This window comes from Stenotrophomonas sp. SMYL11 (assembly GCF_036320005.1).
Taxonomy (GTDB): Bacteria; Pseudomonadota; Gammaproteobacteria; order Xanthomonadales; family Xanthomonadaceae; genus Stenotrophomonas; species Stenotrophomonas maltophilia_A.
Genome location: NZ_JAWIRS010000015.1, coordinates 7501 through 26385, shown reverse-complemented (window position 1 = coordinate 26385; position 18885 = coordinate 7501). Strand labels below are relative to the sequence as shown.

Annotated in this window: 16 protein-coding genes (1 of these 16 only partly in view); 6 read left to right on the top strand and 10 right to left on the bottom strand. The window is 68.5% G+C overall.

Annotation, left to right across the window (positions count from 1 at the left end; translation table 11 throughout):
* The first annotated feature begins 152 nt into the window (after positions 1-152).
* From coaBC to V3B46_RS17705, 3 genes are read left to right on the top strand one after another with little or no spacing between them, the layout of a single operon-like run.
* Positions 153-1415 (top strand): bifunctional phosphopantothenoylcysteine decarboxylase/phosphopantothenate--cysteine ligase CoaBC, encoded by a 1263-nt coding sequence (gene coaBC / locus V3B46_RS17715; protein WP_329892491.1) that lies wholly within the window; start codon positions 153-155, stop codon positions 1413-1415.
* On the top strand, positions 1412-1885 hold the full coding sequence (dut, locus tag V3B46_RS17710; RefSeq protein WP_154262026.1) for a dUTP diphosphatase: 474 nt from the start codon (positions 1412-1414) through the stop codon (positions 1883-1885). The genes coaBC and dut overlap by 4 nt, the downstream gene beginning before the upstream one ends.
* 12 nt (positions 1886-1897) lie before the next feature.
* A complete protein-coding gene (locus V3B46_RS17705; protein WP_329892490.1) occupies positions 1898-4243 on the top strand; it encodes a phosphomannomutase/phosphoglucomutase in 2346 nt (781 codons plus the stop codon).
* A gap of 144 nt (positions 4244-4387) precedes the next feature.
* On the opposite strand, the gene V3B46_RS17700 is transcribed toward V3B46_RS17705, so the two are convergent.
* From V3B46_RS17700 to pyrE, 8 genes are all read right to left on the bottom strand, one after another.
* Positions 4388-5101 (bottom strand): response regulator transcription factor, encoded by a 714-nt coding sequence (locus V3B46_RS17700; protein WP_004153862.1) that lies wholly within the window; start codon positions 5099-5101, stop codon positions 4388-4390.
* Entirely contained in the window at positions 5082-7742 is a 2661-nt protein-coding gene (locus V3B46_RS17695) for a sensor histidine kinase KdpD (protein WP_329892489.1), read from the bottom strand. Before V3B46_RS17695 ends, V3B46_RS17700 begins: the two co-directional genes overlap by 20 nt.
* 36 nt (positions 7743-7778) lie before the next feature.
* Complete coding sequence (gene kdpC / locus V3B46_RS17690) at positions 7779-8429, bottom strand: potassium-transporting ATPase subunit KdpC (protein ID WP_049421487.1); 651 nt, start codon at positions 8427-8429, stop codon at positions 7779-7781.
* On the bottom strand, positions 8426-10483 hold the full coding sequence (gene kdpB / locus V3B46_RS17685) for a potassium-transporting ATPase subunit KdpB (RefSeq protein ID WP_329892488.1): 2058 nt from the start codon (positions 10481-10483) through the stop codon (positions 8426-8428). The genes kdpC and kdpB overlap by 4 nt, the downstream gene beginning before the upstream one ends.
* A 10-nt stretch (positions 10484-10493) precedes the next feature.
* Positions 10494-12200 carry a potassium-transporting ATPase subunit KdpA gene (gene kdpA / locus V3B46_RS17680; RefSeq protein WP_329892487.1) on the bottom strand — a complete coding sequence of 569 codons (1707 nt, stop codon included), beginning with the start codon at positions 12198-12200 and terminating at the stop codon, positions 10494-10496.
* Between the two features lie 12 nt (positions 12201-12212).
* A complete protein-coding gene (locus V3B46_RS17675; protein WP_005407770.1) occupies positions 12213-12305 on the bottom strand; it encodes a potassium-transporting ATPase subunit F in 93 nt (30 codons plus the stop codon).
* A gap of 291 nt (positions 12306-12596) precedes the next feature.
* A complete protein-coding gene (locus V3B46_RS17670; protein ID WP_154262033.1) occupies positions 12597-13259 on the bottom strand; it encodes a hypothetical protein in 663 nt (220 codons plus the stop codon).
* 19 nt (positions 13260-13278) lie between these two features.
* Positions 13279-13938 (bottom strand): orotate phosphoribosyltransferase, encoded by a 660-nt coding sequence (gene pyrE / locus V3B46_RS17665; RefSeq protein WP_010486876.1) that lies wholly within the window; start codon positions 13936-13938, stop codon positions 13279-13281.
* 162 nt (positions 13939-14100) lie between these two features.
* On the opposite strand from pyrE, the gene V3B46_RS17660 reads away from it, so the two are divergent.
* From V3B46_RS17660 to V3B46_RS17650, 3 genes are all read left to right on the top strand, one after another.
* The gene (locus V3B46_RS17660) at positions 14101-14901 is read left to right on the top strand and encodes an exodeoxyribonuclease III (RefSeq protein ID WP_014035707.1); all 801 of its coding nucleotides are present in this window, start codon (positions 14101-14103) and stop codon (positions 14899-14901) included.
* Positions 14898-16271 (top strand): AmpG family muropeptide MFS transporter, encoded by a 1374-nt coding sequence (locus tag V3B46_RS17655; protein WP_329892486.1) that lies wholly within the window; start codon positions 14898-14900, stop codon positions 16269-16271. Before V3B46_RS17660 ends, V3B46_RS17655 begins: the two co-directional genes overlap by 4 nt.
* Positions 16272-16348: 77 nt before the next feature.
* Entirely contained in the window at positions 16349-16579 is a 231-nt protein-coding gene (locus tag V3B46_RS17650) for a hypothetical protein (protein ID WP_005420465.1), read from the top strand.
* Between the two features lie 70 nt (positions 16580-16649).
* Here V3B46_RS17650 and V3B46_RS17645 read toward each other — a convergent pair whose 3' ends face one another.
* Positions 16650-17777: an anhydro-N-acetylmuramic acid kinase gene (locus tag V3B46_RS17645; RefSeq protein WP_329892485.1), complete on the bottom strand. Its 1128-nt coding sequence runs from the start codon at positions 17775-17777 to the stop codon at positions 16650-16652.
* A 66-nt stretch (positions 17778-17843) separates the two neighbouring features.
* A protein-coding gene (locus V3B46_RS17640) for a M23 family metallopeptidase (protein WP_154262038.1) crosses the window boundary here: on the bottom strand, positions 17844-18885 show its 3' portion. 431 nt of this gene lie beyond the right edge of the window; only the last 1042 of its 1473 coding nucleotides appear in the window; its start codon lies beyond the right edge, outside the window — the gene reads right to left on this strand; its stop codon occupies positions 17844-17846.

The window sequence follows — 18885 nt, the reverse complement described above, 5'->3', positions numbered from 1 at the left end:
GGTATAGGAAAGGTCCGAAACCGATGCCCGGATAACCCAGGGTCAGGCGCAGCGCGCTCCATCTACTGATAGCTGTCCGCTATGTGCACCCTGCACCGGGACATTACCGACCATCGGGTAAGCTAGCGCCCTCGTTTGCACAGGAATTCCAGGTGGCTGACTCCCCCAACGCTTCCCCCGCGCCGGCCCGCGCGCTGGAAGGTCAGAAACTGCTGTTGTGCGTCGGAGGCGGGATCGCGGCCTACAAGGCCCTGGAACTGGTGCGGCGCCTGCGCGACGCCGGTGCCCAGGTGCAGGTGGCGATGACCGCCGGTGCCCAGCAGTTCGTCACTCCGCTCAGCTTCCAGGCCCTGTCCGGGCAGCCCACCCGCACCACGCTGTGGGACAGCGCCGCCGAACAGGCCATGGGCCACATCGAGCTGGCGCGCTGGGCCGACCGCATCGTGGTTGCCCCGGGAACCGCCGATCTGCTGGCCCGGCTGGCCCAGGGCCATGCCGATGACCTGGTCAGCACGCTGTGCCTGGCCAGTACCGCGCCGTTGACGATCTGCCCGGCGATGAACCATCGCATGTGGCTGCACCCGGCCACCCAGGCCAACATCGCCCTGCTGCGCCAGCGCGGCGCGCAGGTGGTCGGCCCGGTCGACGGCCCGCTGGCCGAAGGCGAGTCCGGTCCGGGGCGTCTGGCCGAACCGGGCGACATCGTGGCCGCGCTGGCCGCCAATGGCAGCAGCGCCGCGGCCGTTGCCGCGCCGGAAACCTGCGCGCTGCAGGGCCTGCGCCTGCTGATCAGCGCCGGCCCGACCTATGAAGACATCGATCCGGTGCGCTATGTCGGCAACCGCAGCAGCGGCAAGATGGGCTTTGCCCTGGCCGCGGCCGCCGCGACGATGGGCGCACAGGTGGTGCTGGTCAGCGGCCCGGTACAGCTGCCGACGCCACCCGGCGTGCAGCGTGTGGACGTGCGCTCGGCCGCGCAGATGCGCGATGCTGTGCTGAAGTCGCTGCCGGCCGACATCTATATCGGTGCCGCTGCGGTGTCTGACTACACGCCGCGCCAGGTCGCGCCGCAGAAGCTGAAGAAGACCGCCGACAGCCAGTCGCTGGTGATCGAGCTGGTGCGCACGCCGGACATCCTTGCCGAGGTGGCCGCGCAGACGCAGTCGCTGAAGCTGGTGGTCGGCTTTGCCGCCGAAACCCACGACGTGGAGAAATACGCGCGTGGCAAGCTGGTCGACAAGCGCCTGGACCTGGTGATCGCCAACCAGGTCGGCATCAGCGGCGGCGGTTTCGAGAGCGACAACAATGCCGCCACGGCCTTCTGGCAGGACGGTGAACAGGTATTCCCGGCCACCTCCAAGCGCGAGCTGGCCGAACAACTGCTGGCGCTGATCGCGCGGAGACTCCAGGCATGACCCAGGCTTCCCTTTCCCAACCGCTGCAGGTCAAGCTGCTCGATCCGCGCTTCGGCGACAGCTGGCCGCTGCCGGCCTACGCCACAGAAGCCAGCGCCGGCATGGACCTGCGCGCTGCGCTGGATACCGCGCTGACCCTGCAACCGGGCGACACCGCGCTGGTGCCCAGCGGCCTGGCCATCCACATCGCCGATCCGAACCTGTGCGCGGTGATCCTGCCGCGCTCGGGGCTGGGCCATCGCCATGGCATCGTGCTCGGCAACGGCACCGGCCTGATCGACGCCGACTACCAGGGCCCGCTGCTGATCAGCGTCTGGAACCGTGGTCGCGAGGCCTTCACCATCGAGCCGGGCGATCGCATCGCGCAGCTGGTGGTGGTGCCGATTGCCCGCGTCAGCCTGCAGGTGGTGGATACTTTCAGCGACAGCGTGCGGGGAACGGGTGGATTCGGCCATACCGGGGTGCGTTGACGGGGGACATCGATGAGCGGCATCGGGGAAGGACAGCGGGGACGGTCGTTGGGACGCAGCGCGCCACTATTGGGGGTGCTGCTGGTCCTGCTGGCTGGCTGGTTCGGATGGAGCGCGGTGCAGCAATGGCGCCAGGAGGCCAACGGCCAGGCGTTGGAAGAAGCACGTGATCAGGCCGTGCAGGGCCTGCAGGAGGCGGCCGCCGGCCAGCTGAGGCAGCTGCAGCAGCAGCTGAAGAACGAACGCGTGCAGCAGGCGTTGCAGGCCGGTGATGCCGCGGCAGCGGCGCTGGCCGTGCGCGAGAGCTGGACCGGCGTGGAGCAGGCAGACGTGCTGACCGCCGATCTGGCCAACGCCTACGCGGACCCGGCCGCCTTTGGCTATGCGCGATTGGCGCTGCTGGAAGCGGCATTGGCCGAAGGCAAGCCCAGCCTGCGCGTGGTCCGCGATGGCGGTGGCAATCGCCTGGGCCTGGCAGCACCGGTGCAACTGGGCAGTCTCGGCCCGGCGGTGCTGTATGTGCGCCAGCCGTTGCTGCGGCTGACCTCACCGTTGGATCAGGTCAGCGCGCCGTCGACGGGTTTCCTCGGATTGCGCCAGGGCGCGCACGACCTCGTCGCCCAGGGCGATTCCGGCCTGGCTGAAAGCGCCGAGGCACTGGCACGGCCGGTCGCCGGTACACCGCTGCGGCTGGTCGCCGCCGTACCCAATGTCGAACCCGGTCCGCTGGGCCTGGGTTCGCTGGCCAGCGCCATCGTTGCGCTGCTGCTGGCGTTCATCGCCGTGCTGCTGGTGGTGGGGCGCGGCCGCCTGCCGAAGTCGCTGCCGCTGCCGCGCCGTGCGGCCGTGGCGGAAGCGGATCATGGCCCGACCCTGAGCGAGAGCCTGCAGATGGTGCCGCCGCCGGTGGCCGAGGCCAGCACAACTGAAAGTGCACCGCCGCCCCCGCCACCGGTTCCGGCTGAGGAACTGGCGGCCGGCATCTTCCGCGCCTACGACATCCGCGGCGTGGTTGGCAGCCAACTGACGCCGAAGACGGCGGCGCTGATCGGCCAGGCCATCGGCACCGTGGCACTGGAGCAGGGTCTGCGCGAGGTGGTGATCGGTCGCGATGGACGCCTGTCTGGCCCGGAACTGGCCGCAGGGTTGGCCGAGGGCCTGAGGCGCGCCGGTTGCGCGGTGATCGACATCGGCCTGGCACCGACCCCGGTCGTGTACTACGCCGCCTTCCATCTGCGTACCGGCACCTGCGTGGCGGTCACCGGCAGTCATAACCCGCCCGAGTACAACGGTTTCAAGGTGGTCATCGGCGGCGAGACGTTGTCCGGTGATGCCATCACCGATCTGTACCAGCGCATCGTCGAAGGCCGCCTGGTACAGGCCGCCGAGCCGGGCGATTACCAGCAGCGCGATGTCAGTGCCGACTACATCCAGCGCATCGCCGACGACGTGCAGCTGGACCGCCCGTTGAAGGTCGTGGCCGATGCCGGCAATGGCGTCGCCGGTGCGCTCGCGCCGCAGCTGCTGGAAGCGATCGGTGCGGAAGTCATCCCGTTGTACTGCGATGTGGACGGTACCTTCCCCAATCATCATCCCGACCCGAGCGAACCGGCCAACCTGGAAGACCTGGTGCAGACGGTCAAGCGCTTCGGCGCCGACCTCGGCGTCGCCTTCGATGGCGACGGTGACCGCCTGGGCGTGGTCACCGGCGAAGGAAAGATCATCTATGCCGACCGCCTGCTGATGCTGTTCGCCGCCGATGTGTTGATGCGCAATCCGGGCGCGATGGTGATCTACGACGTGAAGTGCACCGGCAAGCTGTCCGACCACGTGCTGCGCAATGGTGGCAGCCCGCTGATGTGGAAGACCGGGCATTCGCTGATGAAGGCGAAGATGCGCGAGACCGATGCCGAGCTGGCTGGCGAGATGAGTGGCCACTTCTTCTTCAAGGAGCGCTGGTTCGGTTTCGACGATGGCCTGTATGCGGCTGCGCGCCTGCTGGAGATCCTGGCCCAGCGCGAGGAGGCCCCGGACGAGGTACTGGCAGAGCTGCCGGAGATGGTGGCCACGCCGGAACTGAAGGTGCCGGTGGCCGACGGTACGCCGCACGCGCTGGTGGCGATGCTTGTGGCGGCGGCGCAGTCGCCGGACAACCCGTATGTGGGCGGTCGCCTGTCGACCATCGACGGCCTGCGCGTGGACTTCCCCGATGGCTGGGGCCTGGTGCGCGCCTCCAACACCACGCCGGTGCTGGTGCTGCGCTTCGAGGGCAATGACGAGGCGGCGCTGGAACGCATCCAGGCGCTGTTCCGCAGCCAGCTGCAACCGGTGCTGGGCGACACCCCGCTGGGGTTCTGATCGATCTTGGTGGGTGCCGACCGTTGGTCGGCACGCCTTGCCTGCTCTTGGTAGGTGTCGACCTTGGTCGACACAGTAGATCCAAGCCATGCGTGGATGCTCTTCCGGCTTCGATGATGTCCATCCACGCATGGCGTGGATCTACTACCCCTTGAACCGCAACCCCACGCCCGGTTCGGTGAACAGGTAGCGCGAATCCAGCGCTGAGTCACCCAGCTTGTGCCGCAGCTTGCCGACCAGGATGCGCAGGTAATGGGTGTCGTGCTGGTGGGTCGGTCCCCAGATTTCCTGCAGGATCTGTGGCTGGGTCACCACCCGCCCGGCGTTGCGCAGCAGCAGCGACAGCAACGCGTACTCCTTGCGCGTCAACGCTACCGGCTCGCCATCCAGCGCCACCTCACGGCGCACCAGGTCCACATGCAGGTGGCCATCGTCGAATACCGGCGGCGTGCCATCACTGGGCACGCTGCGCGTGCGCAGCAGCGCCCGCACCCGCGCCATCAGCTCCTGCGTGCCGAACGGCTTGGTCACGTAGTCATTCGCGCCGGTATCCAGCGCACGCACCTTCTCCGCCTCGCCAGCGCGCACGGTCAGCATGATCACCGGCACCTGGCTCCACTGCCGCAGCTGTTCCAGCACCTCGTGGCCCTCCATGTCGGGCAGGCCGATATCCAGGATCACCAGATCCATGTCCTCGCTGGCGGCCAGCTGCAGGCCTTCCTGGCCGGTGGCGGCCTGCCGCACCTGGTAGCCCTGCGCGCGCAGGCTGATGTCCAGGAACCGGCGGATCTGGGTTTCATCATCGATCACCAGCACGCGCGCGGCCGGCACGCTGGCATCAATCGGGGTCGGGCTCATCGTGGGAGGCTGGCTTGAGCAGGGGCAGGGTGATGCGGATCAGGGTACCGCGACCGTCGCGTCCGGGCAGCGCCTGCACGCTGCCGCCATGCGCGCCGATCATGCCCTGGCAGATGGTCAGGCCCAGGCCGGTGCCGTGGCGGCCACGGTCACCGCGCTCCACGCTGTAGAACATGTCGAAAATGCGCGCGCGCTCGTCGTCGGGAATGCCGGGGCCGGCATCGATCACGTCGATGCGCAGCTGGCCGTCCAGCTCGCGCGCCTGGACCTGCACGGCGGCACCGGGCGGCGAGAACTTGGCCGCGTTCTCCATCACGTTGAACACGGCCTGTTCCACCAGGGCCGGGTGCACCCACATCGGCGCCAGCGTGGCCGGAATGTCCAGCTCCAGCCGCACCTTGGGCTGGTAGCGCTGCAGGCGGCGCGCCGCCGAGCCGATCAGTTCATCCACGCCGATCCAGTCGCGGTTGATCTTCAGCCCTTCGTGGCCAAGCCGGGTCATGTCCAGCAGGTTCTGGATGTAGCGGTCCAGGCGCTCGCCTTCGACCAGGATGGTGTCCAGCAGCGCACGGCGATCAGCCGTATCCATCGCCGCACCATAGCTGGCCAGGCTGTCGGCCGAGCCGATCATCGCCGCCAGTGGCGAGCGCAGGTCGTGCGACACCGAAGAGAGCAGCGCCGAGCGCAGTCGCTCGGTCTCGTTGCTGACGTGGGCCTGTTCCAGTTCGGCCACCAGCCGCGTGCGCAGCGCGGCCTGCGCGATGTCGTCGACCATTGCTTCGGCCAGCTGCCGTTGCTCGGGCAGCAGGCGCGCCTGTGCGCCGGGCAGGTACAGGCCGGCCACGCCGATCGCGCGGTCCTCGCCGTCGAGCAGGGGCAGGAACCACCACTGCGCACCGGCCAGGGTATCGGTGAAGCGTCCACTGGGCTGGCCATGGCGCAGCGCCCAGTCGGCGGCGGCCAAGTCGGTGTCGCCGGGCTGGCTGCGGCCACCGGTTGCGGTATCGGCGCCGATCCGCAGCCACGCTGGCACATCCATGGCCTGTTCCAGCGCGTGCCGTCCCGCCTGCGCCACCTCACCGTTGCCGGCGGCGCTGGCCAGCTGCCGGCCCAGCTGCTGGCGCGCACGCGCATGTCGATTCGCCGCACGCAGCGCGATCACCTGCATGCGCAGCCGCGAGGCCAGGCGTCCGGCCACCAAGGCGGCGGCCAGGAACAGGAACACGGTGATCACGCCCTGGCGGGCACCGATGGCGAAGGTGAAACGCGGTGCGATGAACAGGAAGTTGTAGGACAGGAAACACAGGATGGCCGCCATCACCGCCACGCTGGCACGGGTGCGTGCGGCCACCACCACCACCGCGACAATGAACACCATTGACAGGTCAGCCATGCCGACCCAGTGCTCGGCCAGCCATGCCACCGCACAGGCCAGTGCGGTGGCGATCAGTGCCTGCACCGGTTCATGGCTGATGGCACGCACAGGTGGCAGCAGGCCCTGGCGGCGCGAGCGTGCCCGCGCCTGCGGGGTGCTGATGATGGTGATCTCATAGTGGACGCCACGCTGGATCAGCTGCTGGGTCAAGGTACGGTTGAACATCCGCGCCAGGGGACGTTCCCGGGTCCGGCCCAGTACCAGGGTCGATACGCCATTGTGCGCGGCATGGTCGAGCAGGGCATCGGCGATGCTCGACCCATGCAGCAGTTCGGCGTCACCACCCAGCCGCCGTGCCAGTGCGAAGGCCGCATCGATCTCGCGCCGGGTGGCTTCGTCCTGGCGCCGGCCCTGCACGGTCACCACCGTCCAGGGTGCGTCGCGGCGTTCGGCGATGCGCCGTGCCACGCGCACCAGGTATTCGCTCTGGCCGCCGCCATCGATGGCCACCAGCACCCCGCGTCGCAGCGGCAGGTTGCTTTCGCCGCGTGCGGCGCGCGCTTCACGCAGGCTGCTGTCGACGCGGTCGGCGGCTTCCTGCATCGCCAGTTCGCGCAGCGCGGTCAGGTTGGCCGGCGAGAAGAATGCCTGCAGGGCCTGCGCGGCCTGTTCGGGCACATAGACCTTGCCCTGCTGCAGGCGCGCGATCAGTTCGCGCGGCGGCAGGTCGACCAGCACGATGTCATGCAGGCGGTCGAGCACGACGTCCGGCACGGTTTCGCTCACGCGCACGCCGGTGATCCGCATCACCACATCGTTGAGGCTTTCCAGGTGCTGGATGTTGACCGTGGTCCAGACGTCGATGCCGGCGTCCAGCAGCTCCATCACATCCTGCCAGCGCCGCTCGTGGCGGCTGCCCGGCGCATTGCGGTGGGCCAGTTCGTCCACCAGCACCAGCGCCGGATGCCGTGCGAGCACGGCATCCAGGTCCATCTCCTGCAGGGTATGGCCGTGGTAGGCCACGGCCTTCAGCGGCAACTGCGGCAGGCCTTCCAGCAGCGCCTGGGTATCGGCACGGCCGTGGGTTTCCACCAGGCCTACCACCAGGTCGACACCGCGGCGCAGCTGTTCCTGTGCGCGGGTCAGCATGGTGTAGGTCTTGCCCACGCCCGGCGCCGCGCCAAGGAACACGGTCAGCTTGCCGCTGGCTTCGCGTTGCAGGCCTTCAACCAGGGCATCGGCCTGGCGGGTACGTGCATCAGTCATGGCCGCCATTGTGCGCGCAGCCGGTGCAGGTCGGCATCACGGTGCCTTGGCCGCGTGGTCCAGCGCGAAGTTCAGCGTCACCACGTTCACCCGCGGCTGGCCGAACAGGCCCCACTGGCGCCCTTCGGTATGCGCCTGCACCAGTGCCTGCACGCGCTCCACCGGCAGGCCGCGGGCACGTGCCACGCGTGCCACCTGCAGCTGCGCCGCCGCCGGCGACAGCTGCGGATCCAGGCCGCCGGCGGACTGGGTGACCAGGTCCGCTGGCACCTGCGCCGGGGTGACGCCTTCGCGCGCGGCCACCGCAGCGGTGCTGGCGGCAACACGCTCGGCCAGGGCCGGGTTGCTGCGCGCCATGTTGGAACCGGCCGCGGCCATCGGGTCGTAGTTGGCTGCCGACGGACGTGCCTGGAAGTAGCCGTCACCAGTGAACGGCTGCGACAGCCACGCCGAGCCGCGTACCTGGCCGTTGCCATCGCGCAGCAGGCTGCCCTCGGCCTGGGTCGGGTAGGCCAGGCCGGCAAAGCCGGTGGCGATGCCGGCGTAGACCGCGCCAGCCAGCAGCAGTGTGGCCAGCCCCAGGCCGATCGCCGGGCGCCAGCTGGCACCATCCTGCAGGCTGGCCACGCGGGCCTCGGCCTTCTGTTCGCGCGGAAGGGAAGATGAAGTGGAAGCAGTACGGTTCATGCGCCGAATACCAGGACAAGAAGAAGGTCGATCGCCTTGATCGCTGCGAACGGCAGCAACACGCCGCCGAGGCCGTACACCAGCATGTTCCGGCGCAGCAGCGCCGTCGCGGTGGCCGGGCGGAAGCGCACGCCACGCAGGGCGAGCGGGATCAGGGCGGGAATCACCAGGGCGTTGAAGATCAGCGCCGCCAGCACCGCATTGCGCGGGCTCGACAGCTGCATCACGTTCAGTGCGGCCATGGTCGGAACCGCAGCGGCGAACAGCGCCGGCAGGATCGCGAAGTACTTGGAGACGTCGTTGGCCAGCGAGAAGGTGGTCAGCGCGCCGCGGGTGATCAGCTGCTGCTTGCCCACCTCCACCACCGCCAGCAGCTTGGCCGGGTCCGAATCGAGGTCGACCATGTTGCCGGCCTCCTTCGCCGCCTGCGTACCGGAGTTCATCGCCAGGCCGATGTCGGCCTGCGCCAGCGCCGGCGCGTCGTTGGTGCCGTCACCGACCATCGCCACCAGGCGGCCACCGGCCTGCTCTTGGCGGATGCGTGCCAGCTTGTCTTCCGGGCGGGCCTCGGCGATGTAGTCGTCGACACCGGCCTCGGCAGCGATGGCGGCGGCGGTCAGCGGGTTGTCGCCGGTGATCATCACCGTGCGGATGCCCATCGCCCGCAGCTGCGCGAACTTCTCGCGCATGCCGTGCTTGACCACGTCCGACAGCTCGATCACGCCCAGCACGTGGCGGCCCTCGGCCACCACCAGCGGGGTCGCACCGTTGCGTGCGACCTGCTCGACGCGACCTGCAAGCTCCGCAGGCACGTTGCCGCCCAGCGACTGCACATGCGCGCGGATGGCATCGGCGGCACCCTTGCGGATCTGCCGTCCATGTTCCAGGTCCACGCCGGACATGCGGGTCTGGGCAGTGAAGGCCAGATAGTCGGCATGGTCCGGCTCGGCGGTGGCGCAGCCTTGTTCGCGCGCCAGGCGCACGATCGACTTGCCTTCCGGGGTCGGGTCGGCCAGCGAGGACAGCAGTGCGGCCTCGCGCAGCTGGCTGGCATCGATGCCGGCCAGCGGATGGAAGTGGCTGGCCTGGCGGTCGCCGTAGGTGATGGTGCCGGTCTTGTCCAGCAGCAGCACGTCGACATCGCCGGCCACTTCCACCGCCTTGCCCGACTTGGCCAGCACGTTGGCGGCCAGCGCACGGTTCATGCCGGCGATGCCGATGGCCGGCAGCAGGCCGCCTATGGTGGTCGGGATCAGGCACACCAGCAGCGCGATCAGCAGCAGCGGATCGACCTGCACGCCCACGGCCGCGCCGATCGCCGGCAGCGTCGCCACCACCACCAGGAAGGTCAGCGTCATCGCCGCCAGCAGCAGGGTCAGCGCGATCTCGTTCGGGGTCTTCTGGCGGTTGGCGCCCTCCACCAGCGCGATCATCCGGTCCAGGAAGCTGTGGCCCGGTTCGGCGGTCACCCGTACGATGATCTGGTCGGACAGCACCTTGGTGCCGCCGATCACGCCGGAACGGTCGGTACCGGCCTCGCGCAGCACGGGGGCCGATTCGCCGGTCACTGCCGCTTCGTTGATGGTGGCCAGGCCCTGCACGATCTCGCCATCGGCCGGCACCAGCTCACCGGCGCTGACGATCACATGGTCACCCGGGCGCAGTTCGGCGGCCGGCACCTGGGTTTCGGCGGCGCCCGGCTGCGGCGCCGCCAGCCGGCGTGCCACCAGGTCCTGGCGGGCTCGGCGCAGCGAGGCGGCCTGGCCACGGCCGCGCGCTTCGGCTACCGCTTCGGCGAAGTTGCCGAACAACACGGTCACCAGCAGGATCGCGGTCACTGCCAGGCCGAAGCCCAACGGTGCATTGCCGGTCAGGGTGACGATCGCGGCGACGATCGTGCCGGCCATCACCACCGCCATCACCGGGCTGCGCACCAGATGCATCGGCGACAGCTTGCGCACCGCTTCGACCAGGGCACGGCGCAGGCCGGCGCCATCCAGCAGGGCAGGGCGCGCTGCATGGGTACTACGGGTTGAACTTGCTTGGGTACTCATCAGGGTGTCCTTAGTGCAGTCCCAGGCTCAGGTGGTCGGCGATCGGGCCGAGTACCAGCGCCGGCATGAACTGCAGCACGGTCAGGATGACGATCACCGAGACCAGGGTCAGGGCGAAGGTCGGGGTTTCGATCTGCAGGCTGCCGGCAGACTCCGGCGCCTGGCGCTTGGCGGCCAGCTGCGCGGCGACCACCAGCGGAATGATCAGCAGCGGGAAGCGGCCCAGCAGCAGTACCAGCGAGCAGCTCAGGTTCCACCACAGCGTGGCGTCGCCCAGCCCTTCGAAGCCCGAGCCGTTGTTGGCGTAGGCCGAGACGTACTCGTAGAACACCTGGCTGATGCCATGGAAGCCGGGGTTGGAGGTGCCCGCCAGGCCGGGTACGGCCAGGGTGATCGCAGTGAACACCAGCAGGGTGATCGGCTGCAGCAGCACCAGCAGGGCCAGCAGGCGCACCTGTGGCGTCTCCAGCTTGCGGCCGAACAGTTCCGGCGTACGCCCGGTCATCAACCCGGCCAGGAACACACCCAGCAGCAGGTACACGATGAACTGCTGCAGGCCACAACCGATGCCGCCCCAGATCGCGCTGACCAGCATGTTGACCATCGCGATGCCGCCACTCAGCGGCGACAGCGAGTCATGCATGCCGTTGACCGAGCCATTGGAGACCTGGGTGGTCACCGCCGCCCACAGCGCAGTGCCGTCTGCGCCGAAGCGCACTTCCTTGCCTTCCATCAGCAGCGGGGTGGCGGCGCTGGCGCTATGTCCTTCGCTCCACATCATCGCGCCGGTGGACAGCAGCGACATGCCCAGCATGCAGCTGAACACCAGTGCGCCGAAGCGGCGCCGGCCGGTGAAAGCACCGATCATGAAGATCACTGCCATCGGCACCAGCAGGATGCCGACGATCTCCAGCGCGTTCGACAGCGGGGTCGGGTTCTCCAGCGGGAAGCTGCTGTTCGGGCCGTACCAGCCGCCACCGTTGGCGCCCAGCTGCTTGGCCGCGACCATCGCCGCCACCGGGCCCAACGGCAGCTTCTGTTCGGCCATGCCGGCGCTGGCGTCGATCGGCGTGGCCTGCGGCCCACCGGCCATCGTCGACGGCACGCCCTGGCTGGTCAGCACCAGCGTCCACACCAGGCACAGCGGCAGCAGGAAACGCACGCATAGGCGCACCACGTCCACGTAGTAGTTGCCCACCGCCACCTGGCGGTCATCGCCGGTACCCGTCGCCGCCGCCTGCGGCGCACGTGAGAACAACGCGCGCAGCGTCGCCACCGCCAGCGCCAGGCCCATCATCGGCGTCACCACCTGCAGGCCGGTGATGCCAGTCATCTGCGAGAGGTAGGACAGCTGCGCCTGGCCCGAATAGTGCTGCTGGTTGGTGTTGGTCAGGAACGAGATCATCGTGTGCAGCGCGGTGTCCCAGCGCATGTTCGGGATCTGGTCCGGATTCAACGGCAGCCAGGCTTGCGTCATGAACACCGCCTGGGTCAGTACCGCGACCACCACGTTGCTCAGTACGAAGGCCAACGCGTAGCCGCGCCAAGACATCGAACGCGATGGATCGACGCCGAACACCCTGTACAGTGGCTTCTCGATCCAGTGGAACAGCACGTCGACCTTCATCGGCGTGCCACGCATCACGCGGGCCAGGTACAGGCCCAGCGGCCACGCCAGCAGCAGGCTGGCGGCAATAATCACAAGCATCTCAGTCATGGCCGGCTCCGCTCAGAACGACTCGGGCCGCAGCACGACATAAAGAAGATAGGCGGCGGCGACCAGCACCAGCACGCCACACAACAACGACAGCCAGGGGGACATTGCAATAGCGTCCTGGTGGAACCCCTCCACCTCAGGCCGTCATCGTCGTCCTGCCCCCCATAAACGCACTACGCGCCGGACCGGGCCGACGCGTAAAGAGTGCATAAATTCCATGGGCCAACCCGTAACCAACCCCTGCGCCTGCGCTCTCCGTAGATCCACGCCATGCGTGGATGGCGCACCGATCGGGCGAGGCCGCGCGACAACCCGCTTCTGTAGAGCGTAGCCATGCTCGGCGGCTGTTCCCCGCGCTCACGCAGAGCCGAGCGCGGGCCCGGCGCTACAGGCGAATCACGGAGCCTGGCTCGCCGGCACCAGCCCCTTCAGCTCGCGATAGCGCTGCAGGGTGCTTTCAATTTCCGCCTTCAACGCCTGCTGCTGCTGCAGGAACCCGGCCTGCAGGCGTTGCTGCGACTGCAGCTGCACGTGCCGCTGGCGGATCGCCTCGGCCTGCTTGTCGGCCACCTTGCCACCGGCCAGTTCGCGGTCACCCGCGGCCGCCAGCAGCGCCACCAGCGACTCACGCAGGCTGGTGACGTTGTACTCGGCCGTCTTCAGGTTGTTGTCCAGCACTTCCTGGCGTTCGGCGAACACCCGGCGCAGGTCGTCCTCGCTGCCATAGGTGGTCAGCATCGCCTGCTCGGTGCGCTGGCGGGTCTGCGCGGCCATCAGGTCCAGCTGCTGCTGCGCCGCCACCGTGCTGGCGGCGGCGCGCTCTTCGTCGGTCAACGCGCGCTGGACCTGCGCATTGCGCAGGCCGCTCTTCGCGTTGAACTCCTCGCGGGCATGGTTGACCGCGTCGGCCGGCAGCGAATCACTGCAGATCCGCTCCTTGCCCTCGTTCCAGCAGTACAGCTTCTTCTCCACCTTGTCGCCACCCCGCGACTGCGCCGGCAGCGTGAACGGCACGGCCAGCAGCAGGCCGGCAAAGAGAACAGCAGGAACTCGGGACATGACCTTTCCCCTGGGTCGCTCAGCGGATCGAACGGACGCCGTACTGGGCCCGGTAGGCTTCCAGCGGCTGCCGGTAACCCACAAGTTCCGGGTTGCCGGAGGCGAAATCAAGCAGGTCGGCCAGCGACGCCACGGCGATCACCGGAATGCCGGCCTCCTCGGCCACCGACTGTGCCGCCGAACGGCGATCGGTTTCCGAAGCGATCTCCTGGCGGTCCAGCGCCACCACGATGCCGGCCGGGGTGCCACCGGCGGCGCGGATGATGCCCAGCGCTTCGCGGATCGCGGTACCGGCGGTGATCACGTCGTCGACGATCAGCACGCGCTTGCCATTCATGTCGGCGCCGATCAGCTGGCCGCCTTCGCCATGGTCCTTGGCTTCCTTGCGGTTGAACGACAGCGGCAGGTCGCGGCCACGCTGGGCCAGCTCGCACGCCATCGCAGTGGCCAGCGGGATGCCCTTGTAGGCCGGGCCGAACACCACGTCGTACTTGATCCCGGTGGCATCGATGGCATCGGCGTAGCAGGCGCCGAGCTGCGACAGCAGCGAACCGGAGTCGAAACGACCGGCGTTGAAGAAATAGGGGCTCAGCCGGCCGGACTTGAGGGTGAACTGGCCGAAGCGCAGGGCGTCGGCGGTCAGGGCCAGCTGCAGGAAACGGTGGCGGTGGTCGCTCATCAAAACTCGATTCATCTTCATTTGGAGCACAAATCCTAATCCAGCTGGGCGTTTCGCGCTCGTCCGGGGCCCTGTGAAGGGTGTCGCGGCCCGGCCTGGCGGACTGCGCAGCCCCGCAGGCAACCGGTATGCTTGCCCGGTTTCCCGCCGCAGGTCCCCCGCATGCGCATCATCAGTTTCAACGCCAATGGCATCCGTTCCGCCGCGACCAAGGGCTTCCTCGACTGGTTCCGTGCCCAGGACGCCGACGTCCTGTGCATCCAGGAGACCAAGGCCCAGGAAGACCAGCTGACCGACCCGATGTTCCGCCCGGACGGCCATCACTGCTTCTACCGCGACGCCATCACCAAGAAGGGCTACAGCGGCGTGGCGATCTACAGCAAGCGCGAGCCGGACCAGGTGATCACCTCGCTGGGCTGGGCCCCGTTCGACGACGAAGGCCGCTACATCGAGGCGCGCTACGGCAACCTCAGCGTGGTCTCCTTCTATATCCCGTCGGGCAGCTCGGGCGACCTGCGCCAGGGCTTCAAGTTCGAAGTGATGGAATGGCTGCGGCCGATCCTCGAGGAATGGGCGCGCAGCGGCCGCGACTACGTGTTGTGCGGCGACTGGAACATCGTGCGTTCGGCGCTGGACATCAAGAACTGGAAGTCCAACCAGAAGAACTCCGGCTGCCTGCCGGAAGAGCGCGACTGGCTCAACGCCCTGTGCGCCGACCACGGCCAGGCTACCGATGTCGCCGCTGGCCGCGGCTGGGCCGATGCCTACCGCCTGCTCAACCCCACCGGCGAGGACTACACCTGGTGGAGCAACCGTGGCGCCGCCCGCGCCAACAATGTCGGTTGGCGCATCGATTACCAGTTCATCACCCCGGGCCTGCGTGACCGCCTGCGCAGCTGCTCGATCTACCGCGACGAGCGCTTCTCCGACCACGCGCCGTTCATCGTGGACTACGACCTGTGACCGAGGCTGCCAAGCCGCGCCGACCATGGCAGCAGGTGGTGTCCAACCTGAGCCAGCGCAAGGTGCTGGCGATGCTCCTGCTCGGCTTCAGTTCCGGCCTGCCGATCTATCTGGTGGGCAACACGCTCGGCTTCTGGATGCGCAAGGAAGGCATCGAACTGAGCACGATCGGTTTCCTGTCATGGGTCGGGCTGGCCTACACCATGAAGTTCCTGTGGGCGCCGATCGTCGACAAGACCGACGTGCCTCTGTTCGGTCGCTTTGGCCGCCGTCGTGGCTGGATGCTGCTGTCGCAGCTGGTCGTGGTGGTGGGCCTGGTCGGCATGGCGCTGGTCCAGCCCAAGGGGGGCCAGATCCAGTTCCTGGGTATCGCCTGGCAGCACATCGTCGTGTTCGGCGTGATGGCCGTGATCGTGGCGTTTGCTTCGGCCACCCAGGACATCGTCATCGATGCCTGGCGCATTGAAAGTGCTGACAACAGCGAGCAGCTGGGCCTGCTGACCTCATCCTCGGCGCTGGGCTATCGCACCGCATTGCTGGTCACCGATGCGCTGATCCTGATCATCGCGGCCCGCGTTGGCTGGCAGGTCTCCTACGAGATCATGGCCGTGCTGATGGCGCTTGGCGTGGTGGCCGTGGTCATGGCCCGTGAACCCGCGCGGGAAGTGGCTGCCGTGCAGGCACAGGCGACCTCGCTGTGGACGCCGCGCGGATTGTTCGACGCCGTGGCGGGGCCGTTCATCGCCTTCGTCCGCGAGCATCGCAGCGGCGCGATCCTGATCCTGGTGGCCATCAGCGTCTATCGCATGGCCGACTTCGTCATGGGGCCGATGGCCAATCCGTTCTACGTCGATCTTGGCCTGGACGAGGACACCGTTGGCGCTGTTCGTGGCTCGGTGGGCCTGGTGGCGACCTTCGTCGGCATTGCCGCAGCGGGCCTGGTCTCTGTTCGCTGGGGCGTGCTGGCGGCGCTGATGGTGGGCGCCGTGCTGGGTCCGGCCTCCAACCTGGCGTTTGCCTGGCTGGCCTATTCGGGCCCGGACACCACCCATTTCGCGGTGGCCATGGCAATCGACAACTTCGCCAGCGGTTTCGCCGGTACGGCGCTGATCGCCTATATGTCGAGCCTGACCAGCATCGGATACACCGCAACCCAGTACGCACTGCTGAGTTCGTTCTACGCGATGCCCGGCAAGGCGCTCAAGGGACTCTCAGGGTGGTCGGTACAGACGCTCGCACAGGGCCGGACGCTGCTGGAAGGCTACGCGCTGTTCTTCGTCGGTACCGCGCTGGTGGCGATCCCTGTGGTGATCCTGTGCGCTCTGTTGATCGTGCAGCAGCGCCGTCGCCAGGCCGCAAGCGCCACCTGATTGCCTGCCCGCCTGGTCTGCGGGATCATCGCCCCGACGCGCCGAGGGGGCGGTGCCTTGCGAACGGGGAAGTGAGCATGGCCGACGTTGTGCTGCGGGACCTGGACCCGCTGCTGCTGGAACGTATCCGACGTGTCGCGGTTGCCCGCGGCTGGACCCACGAACAGACCTGCGCCGCCTTGCTGGAGCAGGGCCTGTTCAGCAGTGAACTGGAGGTCCGCTCCGGCTTCGGCGATCCCGAAGTGGACGCGCTCTCCGACGCCATCGCCGCCCTGCAGGCCCTGCCCGCAGGGCAGGGCTTCGACTAGCCCCCATGTAGAGTCGAGCCATGCTCGACCGCCGTTCCCGGTAGATCCACGCCATGCGTGGATGACCACCTCACGCCAGGTGGATCGCACCCAGGATCCGCGGCCCCGTCGCCCCGGTCACGCTCGGCAGGTTGCCGGCCAGCCCGTCCATCGTCCGCTGCGCCAGCCAGGCGAAACCCATCGCTTCCACGTACTCCGGGTCCAGCCCATGCACCGCGCTGGACTCCACCTGCACCCCCGGCAGCCGTGCAGCCAGCCGCTTCATCAGCTGCCGGTTGCGCACCCCGCCGCCGCAGACCAGCAGGCGGCGGGTCTGCGGCTGCTGCGCCAGCAGCGCATCGGCCACCGTCGCCACAGTCAGCTCCAGCAGGGTGGCCTGCACATCGGCGGCAGCGTACTGGCCTTCGCCCATGTGGGCCTCGGCCCAGGCCAGGTGGAACTGCTCGCGGCCGGTGCTCTTCGGCGGCGGCAGCGCGAACCACGGATCCGAGCGCCAACTCGCCAGCAGGCTCTCGTCCACCGCGCCACTGGCGGCATACGCGCCGTCGGCATCGAAGGTGCGGCCGGTGTGGCGCTGGCACCAGGCATCCATCAGCGCGTTGGCCGGGCCGGTATCGAAACCACGCACCGCGCCTTCGCGCGGGATCAGGGTCAGGTTGGCGATGCCGCCCAGGTTGAGCACGGCGCGGTCTTCATCAGCCGTGCCCAGCATGCCGAGGTGGAAGGCCGGCATCAGCGGCGCACCATGGCCTCCGGCTGCCACGTCGCGGCGGCGGAAATCACACACCGTGGTGATCCCGGTCAGCTCGGCGATGCGGTTGCCGTCGCCCAGCTGTACGGTGAAGGCGGGGTTGGCCAGCGGACGATGGCGCACGGTCTGGCCGTGCGAGCCGATCGCGCGGACCTGGCTGCGGTCCACCCCGGCCTCGGCCAGCAGCTGGTTGGCGGCTTCAGCGAAGCTGATCGCGATCCGCGCGTCCAGTTCGCCCAGCTCCTCCAGCGAGTCCAGCGGGCCGCCTTCGCCCAGCGCCACCAGCCGCGCACGCAGCACCGGCTGCCAGCGGGCGGTCAGGCCATGCACGAAGCGGCAGCCACCGGCGGCGGGGAACTGCACCAGCGCGGCATCGATGCCATCGGCGCTCGTGCCCGACATCAGGCCAAGGTACAGGGGGGCGTCAGCGTCGGCAGTCGTGTTCATGGCAGGCATAAAAAAAGGACGCGGCAAGCTTGGGCTGCCGCGTCCTTCTTCGTCAACGCAGGGCGCTCAGCCGCGCTTGCGGCCGGTCGCTTGCTTGTCCTTGGCGCTGGCAACCTCGGGGGCGGCCTCGTCGCGGCTGGTCGGTGCCGGGCTGGCGTCGGCGTAGATCAGCTTCTCCATGCCCTGGATGCGCGCCATTGCCGGTGCGGTCTGCGCGCGGAAGGCAACCAGCTCGGCGCCCTTCAGCGGCTCCGGCGGCGGCATGGTCACGGTCAGCGGGTTGCGGTGCTCGCCGTTGACGCGGAATTCGTAGTGCAGGTGCGGGCCGGTCGCCAGGCCGGTCGAGCCGACATAGCCGATCACCGTGCCCTGCGCCACGCGCTGGCCGGTCTTGATGTTCGCAAAGCGCGACATGTGGCCGTACAGGGTGGTGTGGCCGCGGCCGTGGTCGAGGATCACCACGTTGCCGTAGCCGCGCTGCACGCCGGCGAACTGCACGCGGGCATCGCCGGCGGCCATGATCGGGGTGCCGGTGCGCGCGGCGTAGTCCACGCCCTTGTGCATGCGCATCTTGCCCAGCACCGGGTGCTTGCGCGCGCCAAAGGTCGAGCTCAGCCGCGCGAACGGGATCGGCATGCGGATGAAGCTCTTCTTCAGCGAGCGGCCGTTGATGTCGTAGTACTCGGACTTGCCGTTGCGGTCGAAGCGGAAGCCGGAATAGGTCTTGCCACCGGTGGTGAAGGTCGCCGCCAGGATCTTGCTGGTGTCCACCTTCTCGCCTTCGCGCCAGGTTTCATCCATCACCACGCTGAAGCGGTCGCCCGGCTGCAGGTCCTTCGAGAAGTCGATGTCGTACTTGAAGATGTCGTCGGTCATCGTCGCGATCGCCGACGGCGACAGCCCGGCGCGCCGGGCCGCGGCATACAGCGAGCTGGTGATCTCGCCGCTGGTGACCACCGTGCGCGTGGAGGTCTCGCGTTTGGTCACCTTCTCTTTGATGTCATCGCCGGCCAGGCTCAGTTCCACCCGGTTGTCGGCATCGCGGTCGAAGCGGATGCTGCGCAGGTCGCCGGACAGCGGCATGTCGAAGGCGATCTCGGCACCTGGG

Excerpts from the sequence above, each read along its gene's own strand:
- V3B46_RS17650 (WP_005420465.1), top strand. The coding sequence starts at position 16,349 with ATGGCCGACGTTGTGCTGCGGGACCTGGACCCGCTGCTGCTGGAACGT.
- V3B46_RS17660 (WP_014035707.1), top strand. The coding sequence starts at position 14,101 with ATGCGCATCATCAGTTTCAACGCCAATGGCATCCGTTCCGCCGCGACC.
- pyrE (WP_010486876.1), bottom strand. The coding sequence starts at position 13,938 with ATGAGCGACCACCGCCACCGTTTCCTGCAGCTGGCCCTGACCGCCGAC.
- kdpB (WP_329892488.1), bottom strand. The coding sequence starts at position 10,483 with ATGAGTACCCAAGCAAGTTCAACCCGTAGTACCCATGCAGCGCGCCCT.
- V3B46_RS17700 (WP_004153862.1), bottom strand. The coding sequence starts at position 5,101 with ATGAGCCCGACCCCGATTGATGCCAGCGTGCCGGCCGCGCGCGTGCTG.
- kdpC (WP_049421487.1), bottom strand. The coding sequence starts at position 8,429 with ATGAACCGTACTGCTTCCACTTCATCTTCCCTTCCGCGCGAACAGAAG.
- V3B46_RS17675 (WP_005407770.1), bottom strand. The coding sequence starts at position 12,305 with ATGTCCCCCTGGCTGTCGTTGTTGTGTGGCGTGCTGGTGCTGGTCGCC.
- V3B46_RS17695 (WP_329892489.1), bottom strand. The coding sequence starts at position 7,742 with ATGACTGATGCACGTACCCGCCAGGCCGATGCCCTGGTTGAAGGCCTG.
- kdpA (WP_329892487.1), bottom strand. The coding sequence starts at position 12,200 with ATGACTGAGATGCTTGTGATTATTGCCGCCAGCCTGCTGCTGGCGTGG.
- V3B46_RS17705 (WP_329892490.1), top strand. The coding sequence starts at position 1,898 with ATGAGCGGCATCGGGGAAGGACAGCGGGGACGGTCGTTGGGACGCAGC.
- dut (WP_154262026.1), top strand. The coding sequence starts at position 1,412 with ATGACCCAGGCTTCCCTTTCCCAACCGCTGCAGGTCAAGCTGCTCGAT.
- V3B46_RS17645 (WP_329892485.1), bottom strand. The coding sequence starts at position 17,777 with ATGAACACGACTGCCGACGCTGACGCCCCCCTGTACCTTGGCCTGATG.
- V3B46_RS17670 (WP_154262033.1), bottom strand. The coding sequence starts at position 13,259 with ATGTCCCGAGTTCCTGCTGTTCTCTTTGCCGGCCTGCTGCTGGCCGTG.